16 protein-coding genes are annotated in these 15490 nt (G+C 60.9%); 12 read left to right on the top strand and 4 right to left on the bottom strand.

The features are described from left to right. Window positions 1–7: 7 nt before the first annotated feature. Both FQ320_RS00185 and FQ320_RS00180 read right to left on the bottom strand, forming a co-directional pair. Window positions 8–406, bottom strand: coding sequence for a plastocyanin/azurin family copper-binding protein (locus tag FQ320_RS00185; protein ID WP_187393719.1), 399 nt, complete (start codon window positions 404–406; stop codon window positions 8–10). 77 nt (window positions 407–483) lie between these two features. After that, window positions 484–1488: a GlxA family transcriptional regulator gene (locus tag FQ320_RS00180; RefSeq protein WP_148468855.1), complete on the bottom strand. Its 1005-nt coding sequence runs from the start codon at window positions 1486–1488 to the stop codon at window positions 484–486. 198 nt (window positions 1489–1686) lie between these two features. On the opposite strand from FQ320_RS00180, the gene FQ320_RS00175 reads away from it, so the two are divergent. Then, window positions 1687–3054 carry a class II 3-deoxy-7-phosphoheptulonate synthase gene (locus FQ320_RS00175; RefSeq protein ID WP_148469473.1) on the top strand — a complete coding sequence of 456 codons (1368 nt, stop codon included), beginning with the start codon at window positions 1687–1689 and terminating at the stop codon, window positions 3052–3054. A gap of 130 nt (window positions 3055–3184) precedes the next feature. Here the strand turns inward: FQ320_RS00175 and FQ320_RS00170 are convergent, their stop codons facing one another. Further along, window positions 3185–3841, bottom strand: a complete 657-nt coding sequence (locus FQ320_RS00170) for a PAS domain-containing protein (RefSeq protein ID WP_148468853.1) — start codon at window positions 3839–3841, stop codon at window positions 3185–3187. Between the two features lie 207 nt (window positions 3842–4048). On the opposite strand from FQ320_RS00170, the gene FQ320_RS00165 reads away from it, so the two are divergent. The 4 genes from FQ320_RS00165 to FQ320_RS00150 are packed head-to-tail and all read left to right on the top strand — an operon-like array spanning window position 4049 to window position 7319. Then, window positions 4049–4948, top strand: coding sequence for a YicC/YloC family endoribonuclease (locus tag FQ320_RS00165; protein WP_148468851.1), 900 nt, complete (start codon window positions 4049–4051; stop codon window positions 4946–4948). Window positions 4949–4952: 4 nt separating this feature from the next. Next, complete coding sequence (gene gmk / locus FQ320_RS00160; RefSeq protein WP_148468849.1) at window positions 4953–5591, top strand: guanylate kinase; 639 nt, start codon at window positions 4953–4955, stop codon at window positions 5589–5591. Continuing rightward, complete coding sequence (locus FQ320_RS00155) at window positions 5588–6109, top strand: gamma carbonic anhydrase family protein (RefSeq protein WP_148468847.1); 522 nt, start codon at window positions 5588–5590, stop codon at window positions 6107–6109. Before gmk ends, FQ320_RS00155 begins: the two co-directional genes overlap by 4 nt. Before the next feature lie 25 nt (window positions 6110–6134). Then, window positions 6135–7319 carry a PLP-dependent aspartate aminotransferase family protein gene (locus FQ320_RS00150; protein WP_148468845.1) on the top strand — a complete coding sequence of 395 codons (1185 nt, stop codon included), beginning with the start codon at window positions 6135–6137 and terminating at the stop codon, window positions 7317–7319. On the opposite strand, the gene FQ320_RS00145 is transcribed toward FQ320_RS00150, so the two are convergent. After that, complete coding sequence (locus FQ320_RS00145; RefSeq protein WP_148468843.1) at window positions 7285–7656, bottom strand: hypothetical protein; 372 nt, start codon at window positions 7654–7656, stop codon at window positions 7285–7287. The genes FQ320_RS00150 and FQ320_RS00145 overlap by 35 nt on opposite strands. 224 nt (window positions 7657–7880) lie before the next feature. Here FQ320_RS00145 and FQ320_RS00140 point away from each other — a divergent pair, with 224 nt between their 5' ends. From FQ320_RS00140 to phoB, 7 genes are all read left to right on the top strand, one after another. Beyond that, on the top strand, window positions 7881–8927 hold the full coding sequence (locus FQ320_RS00140) for a cell wall metabolism sensor histidine kinase WalK (RefSeq protein WP_255509311.1): 1047 nt from the start codon (window positions 7881–7883) through the stop codon (window positions 8925–8927). 123 nt (window positions 8928–9050) lie between these two features. Beyond that, the gene (locus FQ320_RS00135) at window positions 9051–10088 is read left to right on the top strand and encodes a substrate-binding domain-containing protein (protein WP_148468842.1); all 1038 of its coding nucleotides are present in this window, start codon (window positions 9051–9053) and stop codon (window positions 10086–10088) included. Window positions 10089–10154: 66 nt separating this feature from the next. After that, window positions 10155–11612: a phosphate ABC transporter permease subunit PstC gene (pstC, locus tag FQ320_RS00130; RefSeq protein ID WP_148468840.1), complete on the top strand. Its 1458-nt coding sequence runs from the start codon at window positions 10155–10157 to the stop codon at window positions 11610–11612. Next, window positions 11609–12955: a phosphate ABC transporter permease PstA gene (pstA, locus tag FQ320_RS00125; protein WP_148468838.1), complete on the top strand. Its 1347-nt coding sequence runs from the start codon at window positions 11609–11611 to the stop codon at window positions 12953–12955. Before pstC ends, pstA begins: the two co-directional genes overlap by 4 nt. 47 nt (window positions 12956–13002) lie before the next feature. Continuing rightward, complete coding sequence (gene pstB / locus FQ320_RS00120; RefSeq protein WP_222861557.1) at window positions 13003–13764, top strand: phosphate ABC transporter ATP-binding protein PstB; 762 nt, start codon at window positions 13003–13005, stop codon at window positions 13762–13764. A gap of 9 nt (window positions 13765–13773) precedes the next feature. After that, entirely contained in the window at window positions 13774–14487 is a 714-nt protein-coding gene (phoU, locus tag FQ320_RS00115; RefSeq protein ID WP_148468835.1) for a phosphate signaling complex protein PhoU, read from the top strand. A gap of 4 nt (window positions 14488–14491) precedes the next feature. Further along, window positions 14492–15181, top strand: coding sequence for a phosphate regulon transcriptional regulator PhoB (phoB, locus tag FQ320_RS00110; protein ID WP_148468834.1), 690 nt, complete (start codon window positions 14492–14494; stop codon window positions 15179–15181). Window positions 15182–15490: the final 309 nt, after the last annotated feature.

Genomic DNA, 15490 nt, shown 5'->3' with positions numbered 1-15490 from the left:
GTTTTGGTCAGGGCGTGACGGTGATTTCGCCCTTCATCCCAAGCCCTTGGTGCGGATCGCAATAATAGCGATAGGTGCCGGGCACGTTGAAGGTGTGGCGAAATACCCCGCCTGCCGGAAGATCGGCGGAAAATCCTGCTGCGCCCGCCGGAATTGCCACATCCGCAGGGTATTCGGCAGTCGCGGGATCGCCCGACACCGTATGATCCAGGATCGAGCTGTTGCGCCATTCGACTGTCGCACCTGCCGGGATGGTCAGACGTTCGGGCGCAAACTTGAGCGTCGTCGTCAGCTCGACCACCGCGTCTGTTCCGGGGGCGGGAGGCGTGGTATTTGCCGGTCCGTCCGCGCCGCAGGCGGTAAGGACAAGCATCAGGGTTATCGTCTGAAATACTTTCGGTAGCATTGCGTGACCCATCTGCGGCGGAATGCCGCACCAAACCAAGACGCAGCGCATCACATTGGTTCCGCTTTGTGCCCCGATCAGCCCGAAATTCGCGTCGTCTGAATTCCACGTTCGCGATAGGGCGTGGTTTCATAATGGGCGCGGTAACATTTGGAGAAATGCGACGGGCTGGTGAAACCACAGGCCAGCGCGACGTTGATCACGCTCATATCGGTCTGCATCAACAGGTTGCGCGCCTTTCCCAGCCGCAGCTCCATGTAATACCTCTTGGGCGAACGGTTCAGATACCGGCGGAACAGCCGTTCCAGCTGGCGCGTGCTCATCCCCACGTCGCGGGCCAGGATGGCCGGGCTGATCGGATCCTCAATATGGGCTTCCATCATCTGTATGACGCTGGACAGTTTGGGATGGCGCACTCCGATTCGTGTGGGCACCGAAAGCCGCTGGGTGTCCTGATCCGTGCGGATCGAAGAATAAATCAGTTGATCCGCCACAGCACTGGCCAGCGCATCACCGTGATGATCCGCAATCAGTTTCAACATCAGATCAATCGAGGACGTGCCCCCGGCAGTGGTGTACCGGTTCCCGTCGACCACAAAGACCGATCTGGTCAGCGTTACGTCTTCGAACTCTTCGGCGAAACTGTCCTGATTTTCCCAATGGATCGTCGCGCGTTTGCCATCCAGCAACCCCGCCTTGGCCAAGGCATATCCGGCGGTGCACAATCCGCCGATAATCACCCCGCGCCGGGATTCACGCCGAAGCCAGTTCAAAATCCGCTTGGTCGTTGCCTGCGCCACATCGATGCCGCCGCAGACCAGAGCGATATCGTCACGCCCCAGCTCTGCAAGATCGGAATCGAGCTGGAACGCAGTGCCCGCCGAACAGCTCACCGTTGCGCCGCCTTCGCCGGTCAGCGCCCATGTGTAAAGTTCCGCGCGTGCCAGACGATTGGCGACGCGCAGGCAGTCCAGTGCGCTTGCAAAGGACAAAAGCGTAAAATTGTCGAGCAGAACAAAGACCACATGGCGCGGTTTACGCCCGACCGTGTCTACATCGACGCTGTATCGACTCACTTCCATACGTCTGACCCGATCCTGAGGGTGGCCGGAGCGAAACAGGTTTGTTCCACGCATTCAAGGCGCGATGTGCGAAAAGCGACGCGGCGTGGGTCGTATTGCGCGGGATTGCGGTTTTCTTCGCCGGTGGGCCCGCCTATAAGACCGGGCACATATGGCGGCGGTGCACCGGGCACCCCGCGAGGAAACGGAGCGGTGACGATGACCCAGTGGCAGAAATCCGATTGGCGCGGCAAACCCCGGGTGCAGATGCCCGACTATACCGATCCTGCCGCTCTGGCGGCGGTCGAGCAACGGTTGGGGCGGTTTCCTCCGCTGGTCTTTGCCGGTGAGGCGCGGACATTGAAAAAGTCTCTTGCCGCTGTCAGCCGGGGCGAGGCATTCCTGCTTCAGGGCGGTGATTGCGCCGAAAGCTTCTCGGAGTTTTCCGCCGACAACGTGCGCGACACCTTCAAGGTGATGCTGCAGATGGCGATGGTTCTGACCTTTGGCGCCAAGGTTCCAACGGTAAAGGTCGGACGCATGGCCGGCCAGTTTGCCAAACCACGCAGCACCCCGACCGAAACCGTCAACGGTGTGGAACTGCCATCCTATCGCGGTGACATCATCAACGGGTTCGAGTTCACCCCCGAGGCGCGGATTCCCGATCCAAACCGAATGCTTGACGGCTATACTCAGGCGGCGGCGACGCTGAACTTCCTGCGCGCGCTGTCAAAAGGTGGCTATGCCGACATCCACCGGGTCCATTCTTGGACATTGGGGTTCACCGATTCCGAAGAGGCCGAGAAATATCGCGACATGGCCAACCGGATTCAGGATTCTCTGGATTTCATGACGGCTGCGGGTCTGACCAGCGCGAACAACTCTGATCTGTCGACGGTCGATTTCTATACCTCGCACGAGGCGCTGTTGCTGGAATACGAAGAGGCACTGGCGCGGGTCGATTCGACCAGCGGCAAGGTTCTGGCCGGGTCCGGGCATCTGATCTGGATCGGCGATCGCACCCGTCAACCCGACGGCGCGCATGTGGAATTCTGCAAAGGTGTGCTGAATCCCATCGGGATGAAATGCGGACCGTCCATCACCGCCGACGAACTGAAGCGTTTGATGGCCACCCTGAATCCGGAAAACGAGGCGGGGCGTCTGACCCTGATCGCGCGTTTCGGTGCGGGAAGCGTGGGCGACCACCTGCCCAAGCTGATTAAAGCGGTGCAAGAAGAAGGCGCCAATGTCGTCTGGAGCTGTGATCCGATGCACGGCAACACGATCAAGTCCGACAGCGGGTATAAAACGCGCCCGTTCGAATCCGTGCTGCGCGAGGTGCAGGAGTTCTTTGCGGTGCACACGGCAGAAGGCACTGTGCCGGGTGGCGTGCATTTCGAAATGACCGGACAAGACGTGACCGAATGCACCGGTGGCGTCCGCGCCGTGACCGATGGCGATCTGTCCAGCCGTTATCACACGGCTTGCGATCCGCGTCTGAACGCCTCTCAGGCGCTGGAACTGGCGTTTCTTGTGGCCGAACAACTGGGCAGCCGGCAGGCCGAACGCCAACAGGCGGCAAGCTGAAAGGGCCAGTCTGACAAGGTCAGCCTGAGTCCGTTTGAAAGAAGGCGGTGTGATAAGAGGCGATCCTCTTTCACACCGCCAGAACCCTGGATCCGGGTCAGATACTTTGATCCGGAATCAGGTTTTAACCTCAGGTTTTAACCACTGTCAGATGCGGGCGCGCGTGACCGGTTGTCCGTTTGCGCACCCGTTGAAGGACCGCGGGAATGTCCGGCGTCGTCACACCGTCGGGCCGTTGGCCGTAACCGATCAGCGTCTGCCGGTTGTCGGACGTGATGGTGAATCGGTGCGGCGGCGATCCGGCGGTGGCACTTGCCGAAAGACAGCCGATGGCGCGGGTGACCTGTCCGTGATCATCGCGCAGGGGCAGAAGCAACATGCGCGCCGCCGTCGACCGCTGCAACATTCCGCGCGGGCGGGTCAGCCATAGATCGACCCGGGCCGGTTCGCTGAACACCGCCTCGACGGCCTCGGCGATCTCGGTCCGTGCGCCGGGCAGGAAAAAGCAGGTCAGCGGCATCCCCCGCACCTCCATCCCCATCAGATCGGACAGGTGCATCCCGGCCAGCCGGAACCGCGCCACGCCGGGCGCCACCCGTTCGACCAGAAACGTCCGGTCCAGCGCGCCGACAATGCCGCGCGGATCGATCTCCGAGCGTTGCGGCATGATCCGCCCCTTGCACAGGCTCTGCCAATAGGCCTCAAGCTCGGAAAAACAGGTGGCCGCTTTGGGGTTTGCTGCGAACAGCGGAACGACCGGGGCATGTGGGGGGTCTGATTGTGCCATGGTCTGCCTTTCATCCTGTCTGTCGTAGGTGCCTGTCGTCAACGCTGGACGCCCGGCCGTTCAATGGTTGTCCGGACGGGTGCCGGATCGGTCGTGTTGTCGGTGGCGCGGGGGTCTGATACCGCTGTCACAGTTCCCGGCGCTGACCCAACCATAGCCCGGATTTTGCCACGAATCTGTCACTTTTTGTCTGAAAGGTTAATATTCATGCTGCATTCGATGACCGGTTTCGCGGCGGGGCAGGGCGGGTTCGACGGCTGGACATGGACCTGGGACATGCGCGCAGTCAACGGGCGTGGGCTGGATATTCGGTTACGCATGCCCGACTGGATCGACGGACTTGAATCTGCCGCCCGCGCGCAGGTGCAGAAATCGGTTTCCCGCGGCAACGTGACGCTTTCGCTGCGACTGACGCGGCATGGCGAAATTGTGGCGGCGCGGATCGATGCGGCTGTTTTGGACCGGGTTCTGGCGCAGATCGCCGAGATCGAATCGGCTGCTATGGCCCACGGGGTGAACATCGTCGCGCCCAGCGCCACGGACATTCTGAATCAGCGCGGCATCGTCGACACATCCGGCAACAACGGTGACACGGGCAACACCGCAGCGCTGGCTGCTGCGCTGATTCGTGATCTGACCGGGGTGATCGCCGGTTTCAACGCCATGCGCGGCGCCGAAGGGCGGGCGCTGCAAGGTATTTTGACCGCGCAACTGGATCAGATCGAGATTCTGAACAAAGAGGCGAAGGTGCTTTGTGCCGCCCGTGCCGATCAGATGCGTGCGGCCCTGCGCGATGCTCTGGCGCGGGTGATGGACAACACCGAGGGCGCAGATCCCGACAGGGTCGCGCAGGAACTGGCAATCGTCGCAGTCAAGACCGACATCACCGAAGAGCTGGACCGCCTGACCGCCCATGTTACCGCCGCCCGCGATTTGCTGGATCACGCGGGGCCGGTGGGGCGCAAGCTGGATTTCCTGATGCAGGAATTTAACCGCGAGGCGAATACCCTGTGCTCCAAGGCGCAGAACATCGAACTGACGCGCGTCGGCCTTGCGCTCAAGTCCAGCATCGACCAAATGCGCGAACAGGTTCAAAACGTGGAGTAACACTGTGGCGCGACGCGGTCTTCTTATTATCCTGTCATCGCCGTCAGGTGCCGGAAAATCGACACTGGCACGGCGGTTGATGACCTGGGATCCGTCGATCCGGTTTTCGGTGTCGGCAACGACCCGTCCCCCCCGCGAGGGCGAGGTTGAGGCGGAGGATTATTATTTCGTCGGTCAGGATGCGTTCAAAGCCTTCGTCAAAGAGGACGAGATGCTCGAACATGCTCAGGTGTTCGGCAACTATTACGGCTCGCCCAAGGGTCCGGTCGAAGCGGCGATCAAGGACGGGCGCGATGTCTTGTTCGATATTGATTGGCAGGGTGCGCAACAGATCTCGAAATCCTCGCTGCAACAGCATGTCCTGTCGATCTTCATCCTGCCGCCCAGCATTCCCGAACTGCGCCGCCGGCTTGAATCGCGCGGTCAGGATGACGCCGATACCATCGCGGGCCGGATGGAAAAAAGCTGGGATGAAATCAGCCACTGGGACGGTTATGATTACGTTCTGGTCAACGGCGACCTGGACGAAACCGAAGCACGGCTTAAAACAATCATCGGTGCCGAACGGCTGCGCCTGTCGCAACAACCCGATATCGTGTCCCATGTGCGCGCGTTACAAAGCCAATTCGAGGAGAGATCATGACCATCTATGCACTTGATGGGCTGGCGCCGGAGATTGCCGGGGATGTCTGGGTTGCGCCGGATGCGAACATCATCGGCAAGGTGCGTCTGCTGCCCGGCAGTTCGGTCTGGTTCTGCGCCACCCTGCGCGGCGACAACGAAATGATCGAGTTGGGAGAGGGCAGTAATGTTCAGGAAAACACTGTGTTGCACAGCGACCTTGGGTTTCCGCTGACCATCGGCGCCGATTGTACCATCGGCCACAAGGCGATGCTGCACGGCTGTACCATTGGCGACGGAACGCTGATCGGCATGGGCGCGACGGTGCTGAACGGCGCGGTGATCGGCAAGGGCTGTCTGATCGGGGCGAATGCGCTGATCACCGAGGGCAAGGTGATTCCCGACGGCAGTCTGGTGATGGGTTCGCCGGGCCGCGTGGTGCGCCAACTGGACGATGCGGCAATCGCGGCACTGCTGGGATCTGCCGCAGGATACCGCGCGAACGCCCGCCGCTTTTCCACTGGCCTGCAAGCCGTTTGACCCCAATTCACACCAGAGGTCCACAATGATCAAGCCCCCCGCCACCCTTGTTCGCCGCACCCCATGGCCCGCCGGTACGTCACGAGCGGTGGGCACTCCGCTGCAACCCTCGGTGGTTTATTCCAGCGACAGCCCCGACGCCTTGGATGATCTCTATGAAGGTCGCGCGCCGGGCTATTCCTATGCACGCGAAGGCCACCCGAACGCCGATGTTCTGGCCACCAAGATCGACGGAATGGAAGGCGCGACTGGCGGTTTCATCGTTGGATCGGGGATGGCGGCCGTCACAGCAGCGATGTTCGGCCTGCTCAAGGCGGGCGATCATGTGCTGGGGGGCAATCAGCTTTATGGCCGCTCGATGCGGATGATGAGCAATGAACTGCCGCGTATGGGCATCGAAACATCGCTGGCCGATCCGAGTGACGCCGAGGCGATGGCCGCCGCGATCCGCCCGAACACCCGGATGATCCTGATCGAAGTGGTCAGCAATCCCACCCTGCGCGTCGCCGATGTGGCCGGCATTGCGCGGGTGGCAAAAGATGCCGGTGCGCTGCTCGTGGTGGACAATACCTTTACCACGCCGCGCGGGTTCCGACCGTTTGATCATGGCGCCGATATCGTGATCCATTCGGTGACGAAACTGCTGGCGGGACATTCCGATGTGACACTTGGCTATGTCGCGGCCCGCGATCCTGACCACAACGCGGCGATGCGGGGCACGGCTGTGACCTTGGGCCTGACGCCCAGCCCGTTTGACTGCTGGCTGGCCGAGCGTGGGCTGTATTCGTTCGAACTGCGCTATGACCGGGCCGAAGAAAATGCGGCACGTCTGGCCGATCATCTGGCCACCTTGCCGGGGATCAGGCGCGTGATCTATCCCACGCGGCCCGACCACCCCGACCACAATCGCGCCGTTTCCCTGTTGAACGGCCGCGGCGGATGTATGGTGACATTTGAAATCGAAGGCGGGCGGGCACAGACCAACGCGCTGGTGCGGGCGGCTGAAAACATCGCCTTTGCCCCGACGCTGGGCGATATCGGCACGACGCTCAGCCATCCGGCCACGTCGTCACACCGGGCGCTGACGCCCGAACGGCGCGCCGAACTGGGACTGGGAGAGGGTGTGTTCCGGGTGTCTGTCGGCGTTGAACCCGATGATCTGCTGCTCGCGGAATTTACCGCTGCAGTGCATGCCTCGCAATCGGTCTGAGACTGATCGGGAAAGCAGGTTGCAACACAACCGGATCGCCCGGATGGAGTCCGGCGATATCGAGCCCGGTGAAGACCGCGCGCAATTCGTCGATGACGATCGAGGGACAGGGCATGGCGTCTACCAGAACCCGAAACCGTCCACGAAACTCGCGAAACGCCAGAAGCCGCGCAACGTCCAGACAATCGAACTGGCCCGACACCGCTCGGGTCAGTATCAATCCAGGGTGCTGGCGCAGGCGCAGGGCCGTGTCCAAAGCGCCGAGGTCAGAGGGTGTAAGCCTTGCAGAATCGGGCAGTCTCAGACCCGAACGGCCAAGATCGTCAGCATCGCCCACGAACAACCGGCCAGCGCTTCCGGTTGCGGGCGCAAGGCGGGGCCGGATGGCTAATCTCTCTGCAACTGATACCTGCGACGACACTGGCATTCACCTTTCACCGGACCCAAAATGCGGTGGATCACCCTTGAAAATCATTGTCGATCATGTCGAAAGTGTGGCAGTCGGCATGATCTCGCTCGCTCAGGGCGTATCTGCATGTCAAGTATGCGGAAAGGCAAAAAGTGCAGGTTGATGTCGAACATGTTCTGACCGTGATCGAAGCACTACAGCCGCCGACCGTCTTCGTCGATCACGACAACCGTATCACGATTTCCAACCGTCCGGCCCGCGATATGCTGGGCGGCGCTTTGGCCGGGCGACATTATTTCTCGGTGCTGCGTCAACCGGTTATCCTTGATGCCATTGATTCGGTTCTGCGTGGCGGCGACAGCGCAGCGGCACCCTTCATCACCGGTCAGGATGCGGGCGAAACCATCTGGCAGGCCAGCGCACGCGCCCTGATTGTGGCCGGGCAGCGCGGTGCTCTTGTCAGCTTTGAGGACACCACCGCCACCGAAGAGGCGGGCCAAATGCGGCGCGATTTTGTCGCTAACGTCAGCCATGAATTGCGCACGCCGCTGACCGCTTTGATCGGGTTTATCGAAACGCTGGGCGGTGCGGCGCGCAACGATCCGGCGGCGCGCGACAGGTTTTTGTCGATCATGGCGCGCGAGGCAAACCGGATGAACCGGCTGGTGCAGGATCTGTTATCGCTCAGCCGGGTCGAAAGCGAAGAGCGTTTGCGCCCCACCGTGCGGCTGAATCCCGGCGATCTTTTGCGTTCGGTTACTGTGAGCCTTGGGCCTTTGCTGGAAGCGCAGAGCGTGACGATCAACCTGGAAGGCTGCGCCGATCTGCCCGATCTGCCGGGTGACGGCGACCAGTTGTGCCAGGTGTTCACCAATCTGATCGAAAACGCGGCGAAATACGGCGGTTTTGGTGGGACGGTTACCATCACCGCGACCCAGATCGACCACGAGCCAAGCATGCGCGGCCCGGCGCTGCGGATTGATGTGCGCGACAGTGGCGAAGGGATCGATCCGATCCACCTGCCGCGCCTGACCGAGCGATTTTATCGGGTCGACGCGCACCGGTCACAGGATATGGGCGGCACCGGGCTTGGGCTTGCCATCGTCAAACATATCATCAACCGGCACCGCGGACGGCTGAAGATTGAAAGCAAACCGGGGCAGGGCAGCACTTTTTCGGTCTTTCTGCCGCTGGGCTGACGGCATTCCGGTCATTTGTCATCAAACTGTTACATGCACGTCACAAAAGGTCAGCACAGCGCGCCTAGACCCCGACGCATGGATCGTGACTGCACGGTCCGAACCGCATGACAGGAGCTTTCCATGCCATTCGTGAAACTTTCCGTTTCAGCCATCGCCCTTGCTGCCGTTTCCGCAACTGCCGCCGTCGCCCGTGATCAGGTGCAGGTTGCCGGGTCTTCCACGGTTCTGCCCTATGCCACCATCGTCGCCGAAGCCTTCGGCGAGAATTTTGACTTTCCGACCCCGGTGATTGAATCCGGCGGATCTTCGGCAGGGTTGAAAAAATTCTGCGAGGGCACCGGCGAAAACACCATCGACATCGCCAATTCATCGCGCCCGATCCGCGAGAATGAGATCAAGGCCTGTGCCAGCGCCGGCGTCACCGACATCATCGAAGTGCGGTTTGGCTATGACGGTATCGTCTTTGCCAGCGACATCAACGGCAATTCCTTCGCCTTTACGCCTGAGGATTGGTACAGGGCACTGGCCGCCGAAGTTGTCGTTGACGGCGCGTTGCAAACCAACACCGTCACGTCCTGGGATCAGGTGAACCCCGAACTGCCCGCCCAGCCGATTGCAGCGTTCATTCCGGGCACCAAGCACGGAACGCGCGAAGTGTTCGAAGAGCAGGTGATCTTTGCCGGCTGCGAGAACAGCGGCGCGCTGCAAGCGATGCAGGACGCGGGCATCGACGAAGACACCGCCGAGGGCAAGTGTATGGCGATCCGCACTGACGGAGTTTCAGTCGATATTGACGGTGATTATACCGAAACACTGGCCCGGATCGACAGCAACAAGAACGGCATCGGCGTGTTCGGCCTGTCGTTCTATGAAAACAACACCGACAAGTTGCAGGTCGCGACCATGGGGGGTGTTACACCGTCGACTGAAACTGTGTCGTCGGGGGAATATCCGGTGTCGCGGCCGTTGTTCTTTTATATCAAGAAAGCGCATATCGGCGTGATCCCGGGTCTGAAAGAATACGCTGAATTTTTTGTCGCTGACGAAATCGCCGGACCAGACGGCCCCTTGGCCGAATATGGTCTGGTGAGCGATCCGGAACTGTCAGACACCCAGACCATGATCGCCGATGAACAGGTGATCAGCCCGGCTGGATAAGCCCCAACCAAAGCGCGGGGCTGGCGCAATACGCGTCGGTCCCGCATTTCCAATCCGGGAGACAACATGCCGCTGCTCTGGCTTTTTGCAATACTGCTGGCGCTGACGCTGGCCGGGTACGGTGCCGGGCGTCGCCGGGCAGTGGCCAGTGCCGGTGGCGATATCCGCCGTCTGCATTCGCGCCCGATCTATTATGGATTGAATGTAGCGCTGGCGGCGCTGGTGCCCGCGCTGCTGGTGTTGTTCGTATGGCTTTTGATCCAGCCGGTCGTGGTGGAAAGCCGGGTGTCCGGGCTGATCCCCGAAATCGCGATTTCCGACAGCACAACTCGGTCACTGGTGATGAGCGATGTGCGTCGTCTTGCCGATGGGCTTGACGCTGTGGTTGAACAGGGCGAAATCGGCAGCGATGCGGTGCAGGGCTTGCAGGTGGGTGACGAAATCCGCGCCCTGCTGGGGCGGGCGGGTGTTGCCTTGGCTTCGGATGTTCAGCCTGCGGTGCTTGCGGCGGCGCAGCGGTATCGAATGATTTCAGCCCGTGGCGATCTGGCCCGGAGTATCGCAGTTTTGCTGCTGGCGGTGGCCGGTCTGGTCTTTGCCCTGTCGCGCATCAGTCGCGATTTTCGCGCCCGCAACAGGGTTGAACGTGCGGTTCTGGCGCTGCTGATCGGCGCGGCCTCGATCGCGATCCTGACCACGGGCGGCATCGTGTTGTCGATGCTGTTCGAAACCGTTAACTTCTTCGGCCAGTATCCGGCGCGCGACTTTTTCTTCGGCACCACCTGGTCACCAAATTTTCGCGGCAATTCGCAACTGGGCATCCTGCCGTTACTCTGGGGGACGCTGTACATCAGTTTCATCGCGCTGCTGTTGGCGGTGCCTGTCGGGCTCTTCTCGGCGATCTATCTGTCGGAATACGCCGGCCCCCGGGTGCGGACGCTGATCAAGCCGCTGATTGAGGTTCTGGCCGGGATTCCCACCATCGTCTATGGACTGTTCGCGCTGGTCACGGTCGGTCCGCTGTTGCGCGATTATTTTGCCCAGCCGCTGGGGCTGGGGTCGTCGGGGTCCAGCGTGATGACCGCGGGCCTTGTGATGGGGATCATGTTGATCCCATTCGTTTCGTCCCTGTCCGATGATGTCATCAATGCCGTGCCGCAGACGATGCGCGACGGCAGCTATGCCCTTGGTGCCACGAAATCCGAAACCATCCAGCAGGTGATCGTGCCCGCAGCCCTGCCGGGCATCGTTGGCGCGATCCTGCTGGCCGCATCGCGGGCGATCGGTGAAACGATGATTGTGGTGCTGGGGGCAGGGGCGGCGGCCAAACTGGACCTGAATCCGTTCGAGGCAATGACCACAATAACCGTCAAGATCGTGTCGCAACTGACCGGCGACACGGATTTCGCATCGCCGGAAACCATGGTCGCCTTTGCGCTTGGGCTGACGTTGTTCGTCATCACCCTTGCGCTGAACGTCGTCGCGCTGATCATCGTGCGCAAATACCGGGAACAGTACGAATGACCGATATTGCTCTGGGCCGCGCGTTGCGGCTGAAAACCTCGCTGCTGGATCAATCGTCCCGCACCCGCAAACGCAATTTCGCCGAAAAGCGGTTCGAGCTTTACGGGATGGCCGCGGTCGCCTTTGGCCTGCTGGCGCTGGTTGTGCTTTTGACCACGATCCTTGGCAACGGGCTGTCGTCGTTTCGTCAGACCTTTGTGACGTTGCAGATCGAACTGCCCCAAGCAAAGCTGGACAAGTCCGGCACAGGCGATCTGGAGGCGATCAAAAAAGTGTCGACCTTCGGTTATGCGCCGCTGATCGATACGGCGCTGGAACAGACGATGGCGCAACTCGGCATCACCATCGACGGGTTGAGCGCCAAGCAAGCCGCAGGGATCATCTCGAAAGAGGCACCGGCAAAATTGCGCGATGCGGTTATTGCGAACCCGGCATTGATCGGCACGGTGCATGAATTCCGCCTGCTGGCGAATGGCCGAATCGATGGATATTACAAGGGCGCCGTCACCATGGTCAGCGCCACACGCGACGCCAATGTATCGCCCGAACTGCTGATCCTTGCCGATGCGCTGAAGGCGGCGGGGCTGCTCGCAACTTCGCTGAACCCCGGGTTCATCACCGACTCAGACGCATCCGATCAGCGCCCCGAGGCGGCGGGGTTGGGCGTGGCGATCCTGGGCTCGCTTTATATGATGATGATCGTCCTTGTGCTCGCCCTGCCGATCGGGGTGGCGGCCAGCATATACCTTGAGGAATTCGCTCCGAAAAACCGCTGGACCGACGTGATCGAGGTGAACATATCCAACCTTGCCGCCGTGCCGTCGATTGTGTTTGGCATCCTCGGGCTTGCCATATTCATCAACTTTGCCGGGTTGCCGCAAAGCGCACCCATCGTCGGTGGGCTGGTGCTGACGCTGATGACCCTGCCCACCATCATCATCGCCACCCGGGCATCGCTGAAATCGGTCCCGCCGAGCATCCGCGACGCAGCCCTTGGCGTGGGCGCCTCAAAGATGCAGGCGGTGTTTCACCATGTCCTGCCGCTGGCAGCGCCGGGCATCCTGACCGGGACGATCATCGGGCTGGCGCAGGCTCTGGGCGAAACTGCGCCGCTGCTGTTGATCGGCATGGTGGCCTTCGTCAAGGAATTTCCCGGTGCTCCGCCCGAAGGTTTCTTTGATCCGGCCAGTGCGCTGCCGGTGCAGATCTTCAACTGGACTCAGCGCGCCGACCCGGCCTTTGTCGAACGTGCATCGGGTGCCATCATCGTTCTGCTGGTCTTTCTGATCGCCATGAACACCGTCGCGGTTCTGTTGCGCCGTCGCTTTGAACGCCGCTGGTAAGCGGGCTTGCCGTGAATGAACCGAAAGCCATCGAAAGAGACACGACCATGGACGAGATCAAGATTTCCGCGCAAGACGTCAACGTTTTCTATGGCGAGACCCATGCGCTCCAGGATGTGAACGTCAAGATCCGCGACAATACCGTGACCGCCTTTATTGGCCCGTCGGGCTGTGGGAAATCGACTTTTCTGCGCTGTATCAACCGGATGAATGACACGATCGAGATTTGTCGCGTCAAGGGCGATATCCTGATTGACGCTGAAGACATCTATGACCGACAGGTCGATCCGGTCCAACTGCGCGCCAAGGTCGGGATGGTGTTTCAGAAACCCAATCCGTTTCCAAAATCCATCTATGACAATGTGGCCTATGGGCCGCGGATTCACGGGCTGGCCCGCAACAAGCCGGAACTGGATGAAATCGTCGAGAAATCCCTGCGTCGCGCGGCACTTTGGGACGAGGCCAAAGATCGGCTTGGCCAGCCGGGCACCGGGTTGTCGGGGGGGCAACAGCAACGCCTGTGCATCGCCCGCGCCGTTGCAACCGCACCCGAGGTGCTGTTGATGGACGAACCCTGCAGCGCGCTCGATCCGATTGCTACAGCGCAGATCGAAGAGTTGATTGATGAGTTGCGCCAGAACTATTGCGTCGTCATCGTCACCCATTCGATGCAACAGGCCGCCCGTGTTTCGCAACACACGGCGTTCTTTCACCTTGGCCATCTTGTCGAATACGGCGAAACGGGCCAGATTTTCACCAACCCTCAGGACAAACGCACCGAAAGCTATATCACCGGGCGGATCGGGTAAGGAGACATCATGCAGGATCTACACATCGCCTCGGCCTTTGACCGCGATCTGGAAGACATCACCGCGCTGATCATGAAAATGGGCGGGCTAGTGGAATCGGCGATCCTGAACAGCGCCAATTCGCTGGTCGACCGGGATGTCGAACTGGCGGCAAAGGTGCGCGCAGGCGACAAGGCAATCGACGCGCTTGAAATACAGATCAACGAAGAGGCCGCGCGCCTTATCGCCCTGCGCGCACCCGTGGGCGGCGATCTGCGCACGGTGCTGAGCGTGATGAAAATCTCGCACAATCTGGAGCGCTGTGGTGATTATTGCAAGAATCTTGCAAAACGCACCACCGTTCTGGCCGAAATGCCGCCGATAGGGGGATCTTCAAACGCGATCCGCCGGATGGCGCGTGAGGTTGAAAGGATGCTCAAGGATGTTCTGGATGCCTATATCCAGCGCGACACCGAACTGGCTGCCGATGTCCGCGCCCGGGACACCGAGATCGATCAAATGTATAATGCGCTGTTTCGCGAATTCCTGACGCATATGATGGAGGATCCGCGCAATATCACCGCCTGCATGCACCTGCATTTCATTGCCAAGAATATTGAACGGATGGGCGATCACGTCACGTCGATTGCCGAACAGGTGATCTATGTGGTTTCTGGTGAAATTCCCGATGAGGATCGCCGCAAGCTGGATCGCACCTCGTTTGTCGGCAAGGTCGGGGGTTAAGCGGATGGGAGCCAGTCGCCCACGCGTTCTGATCGTCGAGGATGAAGCCGCCCAACGCGAGGTTCTGGCCTACAATCTTGAGTCGGAAGGGTTCGTCGTGTCACGCGCCGCAACCGGGGATGAGGCGCTGTTGCTGGTGGCCGAAAACCCGCCAGACCTGATCCTGCTTGACTGGATGCTGCCCGGCGTATCGGGAATCGAGATCTGCCGCCGCCTGAAAATGCGCACCGACACCCGCGCAATCCCGGTCATCATGCTGAGCGCGAACGGCGAAGACGTGGACAAGGTCCGCGGTCTGGAGACCGGCGCAGACGACTATATGGCCAAACCCTATTCGGTTATCGAACTGATGGCCCGGGTGCGCGCACAACTGCGCCGCACCCGGCCCGCTGCGGTGGGGGGGCGGTTGGAGTTTGACGATATCCTGCTGGACGCCGAAACCCATCGGGTGACGCGGGCCGACGCGCCGTTAAAGCTGGGGCCGACTGAATTCCGCCTGCTGTCCACGTTTATGGAAAGACCGGGCAGGGTATGGAGCCGCGAGCAACTGCTTGACCGGGTCTGGGGCCGAGACGTCTTTGTCGACTCGCGCACCGTCGATGTTCACATCGGGCGGCTGAGAAAAGCGCTGTGCCAGAACGGCGGCGAAGACCCGGTGCGCACAGTGCGCGGCGCAGGATATGCTTTGGGGTGAGGCGCGCCCGGAAAGCCGTCCAGTGGACGGATTTCAGCGCCGAACGCGCGGAGCGCCGGGGCAGCGCGCCCGGAAAGCCGTCCAGTGGACGGATTTCAGCGCCGAACGCGCGGAGCGCCGGGGCAGCGCGCCCGGAAAGCCGTCCAGTGGACGGATTTCAGCGCCGAACGCGCGGAGCGCAGGGGCAGCGCGTCCGGAATAATCGGGCAGGTGAGCTTTAGCACAATCTGGGCCGGGCACCGGGCAGGCGACCCGAAAGCCGAAAAACAGACTGAGGGTTACGCCGGCGCACTGTCAGAGATCAGTTCA

Origin of the sequence: Oceaniovalibus sp. ACAM 378, from assembly GCF_008085915.1 — a bacterium.
Lineage (GTDB): Bacteria > Pseudomonadota > Alphaproteobacteria > Rhodobacterales > Rhodobacteraceae > Oceaniglobus.
Note: the sequence above shows the minus strand (reverse complement) of the source record. Positions and strands in the feature narration are given on the sequence as shown.

Excerpts from the sequence above, each read along its gene's own strand:
- pstA (WP_148468838.1), top strand. The coding sequence starts at position 11,609 with ATGACCGATATTGCTCTGGGCCGCGCGTTGCGGCTGAAAACCTCGCTG.
- pstB (WP_222861557.1), top strand. The coding sequence starts at position 13,003 with ATGGACGAGATCAAGATTTCCGCGCAAGACGTCAACGTTTTCTATGGC.
- phoU (WP_148468835.1), top strand. The coding sequence starts at position 13,774 with ATGCAGGATCTACACATCGCCTCGGCCTTTGACCGCGATCTGGAAGAC.
- FQ320_RS00180 (WP_148468855.1), bottom strand. The coding sequence starts at position 1,488 with ATGGAAGTGAGTCGATACAGCGTCGATGTAGACACGGTCGGGCGTAAA.
- FQ320_RS00175 (WP_148469473.1), top strand. The coding sequence starts at position 1,687 with ATGACCCAGTGGCAGAAATCCGATTGGCGCGGCAAACCCCGGGTGCAG.
- pstC (WP_148468840.1), top strand. The coding sequence starts at position 10,155 with ATGCCGCTGCTCTGGCTTTTTGCAATACTGCTGGCGCTGACGCTGGCC.
- phoB (WP_148468834.1), top strand. The coding sequence starts at position 14,492 with ATGGGAGCCAGTCGCCCACGCGTTCTGATCGTCGAGGATGAAGCCGCC.
- FQ320_RS00165 (WP_148468851.1), top strand. The coding sequence starts at position 4,049 with ATGCTGCATTCGATGACCGGTTTCGCGGCGGGGCAGGGCGGGTTCGAC.
- FQ320_RS00135 (WP_148468842.1), top strand. The coding sequence starts at position 9,051 with ATGCCATTCGTGAAACTTTCCGTTTCAGCCATCGCCCTTGCTGCCGTT.
- FQ320_RS00150 (WP_148468845.1), top strand. The coding sequence starts at position 6,135 with ATGATCAAGCCCCCCGCCACCCTTGTTCGCCGCACCCCATGGCCCGCC.
- FQ320_RS00155 (WP_148468847.1), top strand. The coding sequence starts at position 5,588 with ATGACCATCTATGCACTTGATGGGCTGGCGCCGGAGATTGCCGGGGAT.
- FQ320_RS00170 (WP_148468853.1), bottom strand. The coding sequence starts at position 3,841 with ATGGCACAATCAGACCCCCCACATGCCCCGGTCGTTCCGCTGTTCGCA.
- FQ320_RS00185 (WP_187393719.1), bottom strand. The coding sequence starts at position 406 with ATGCTACCGAAAGTATTTCAGACGATAACCCTGATGCTTGTCCTTACC.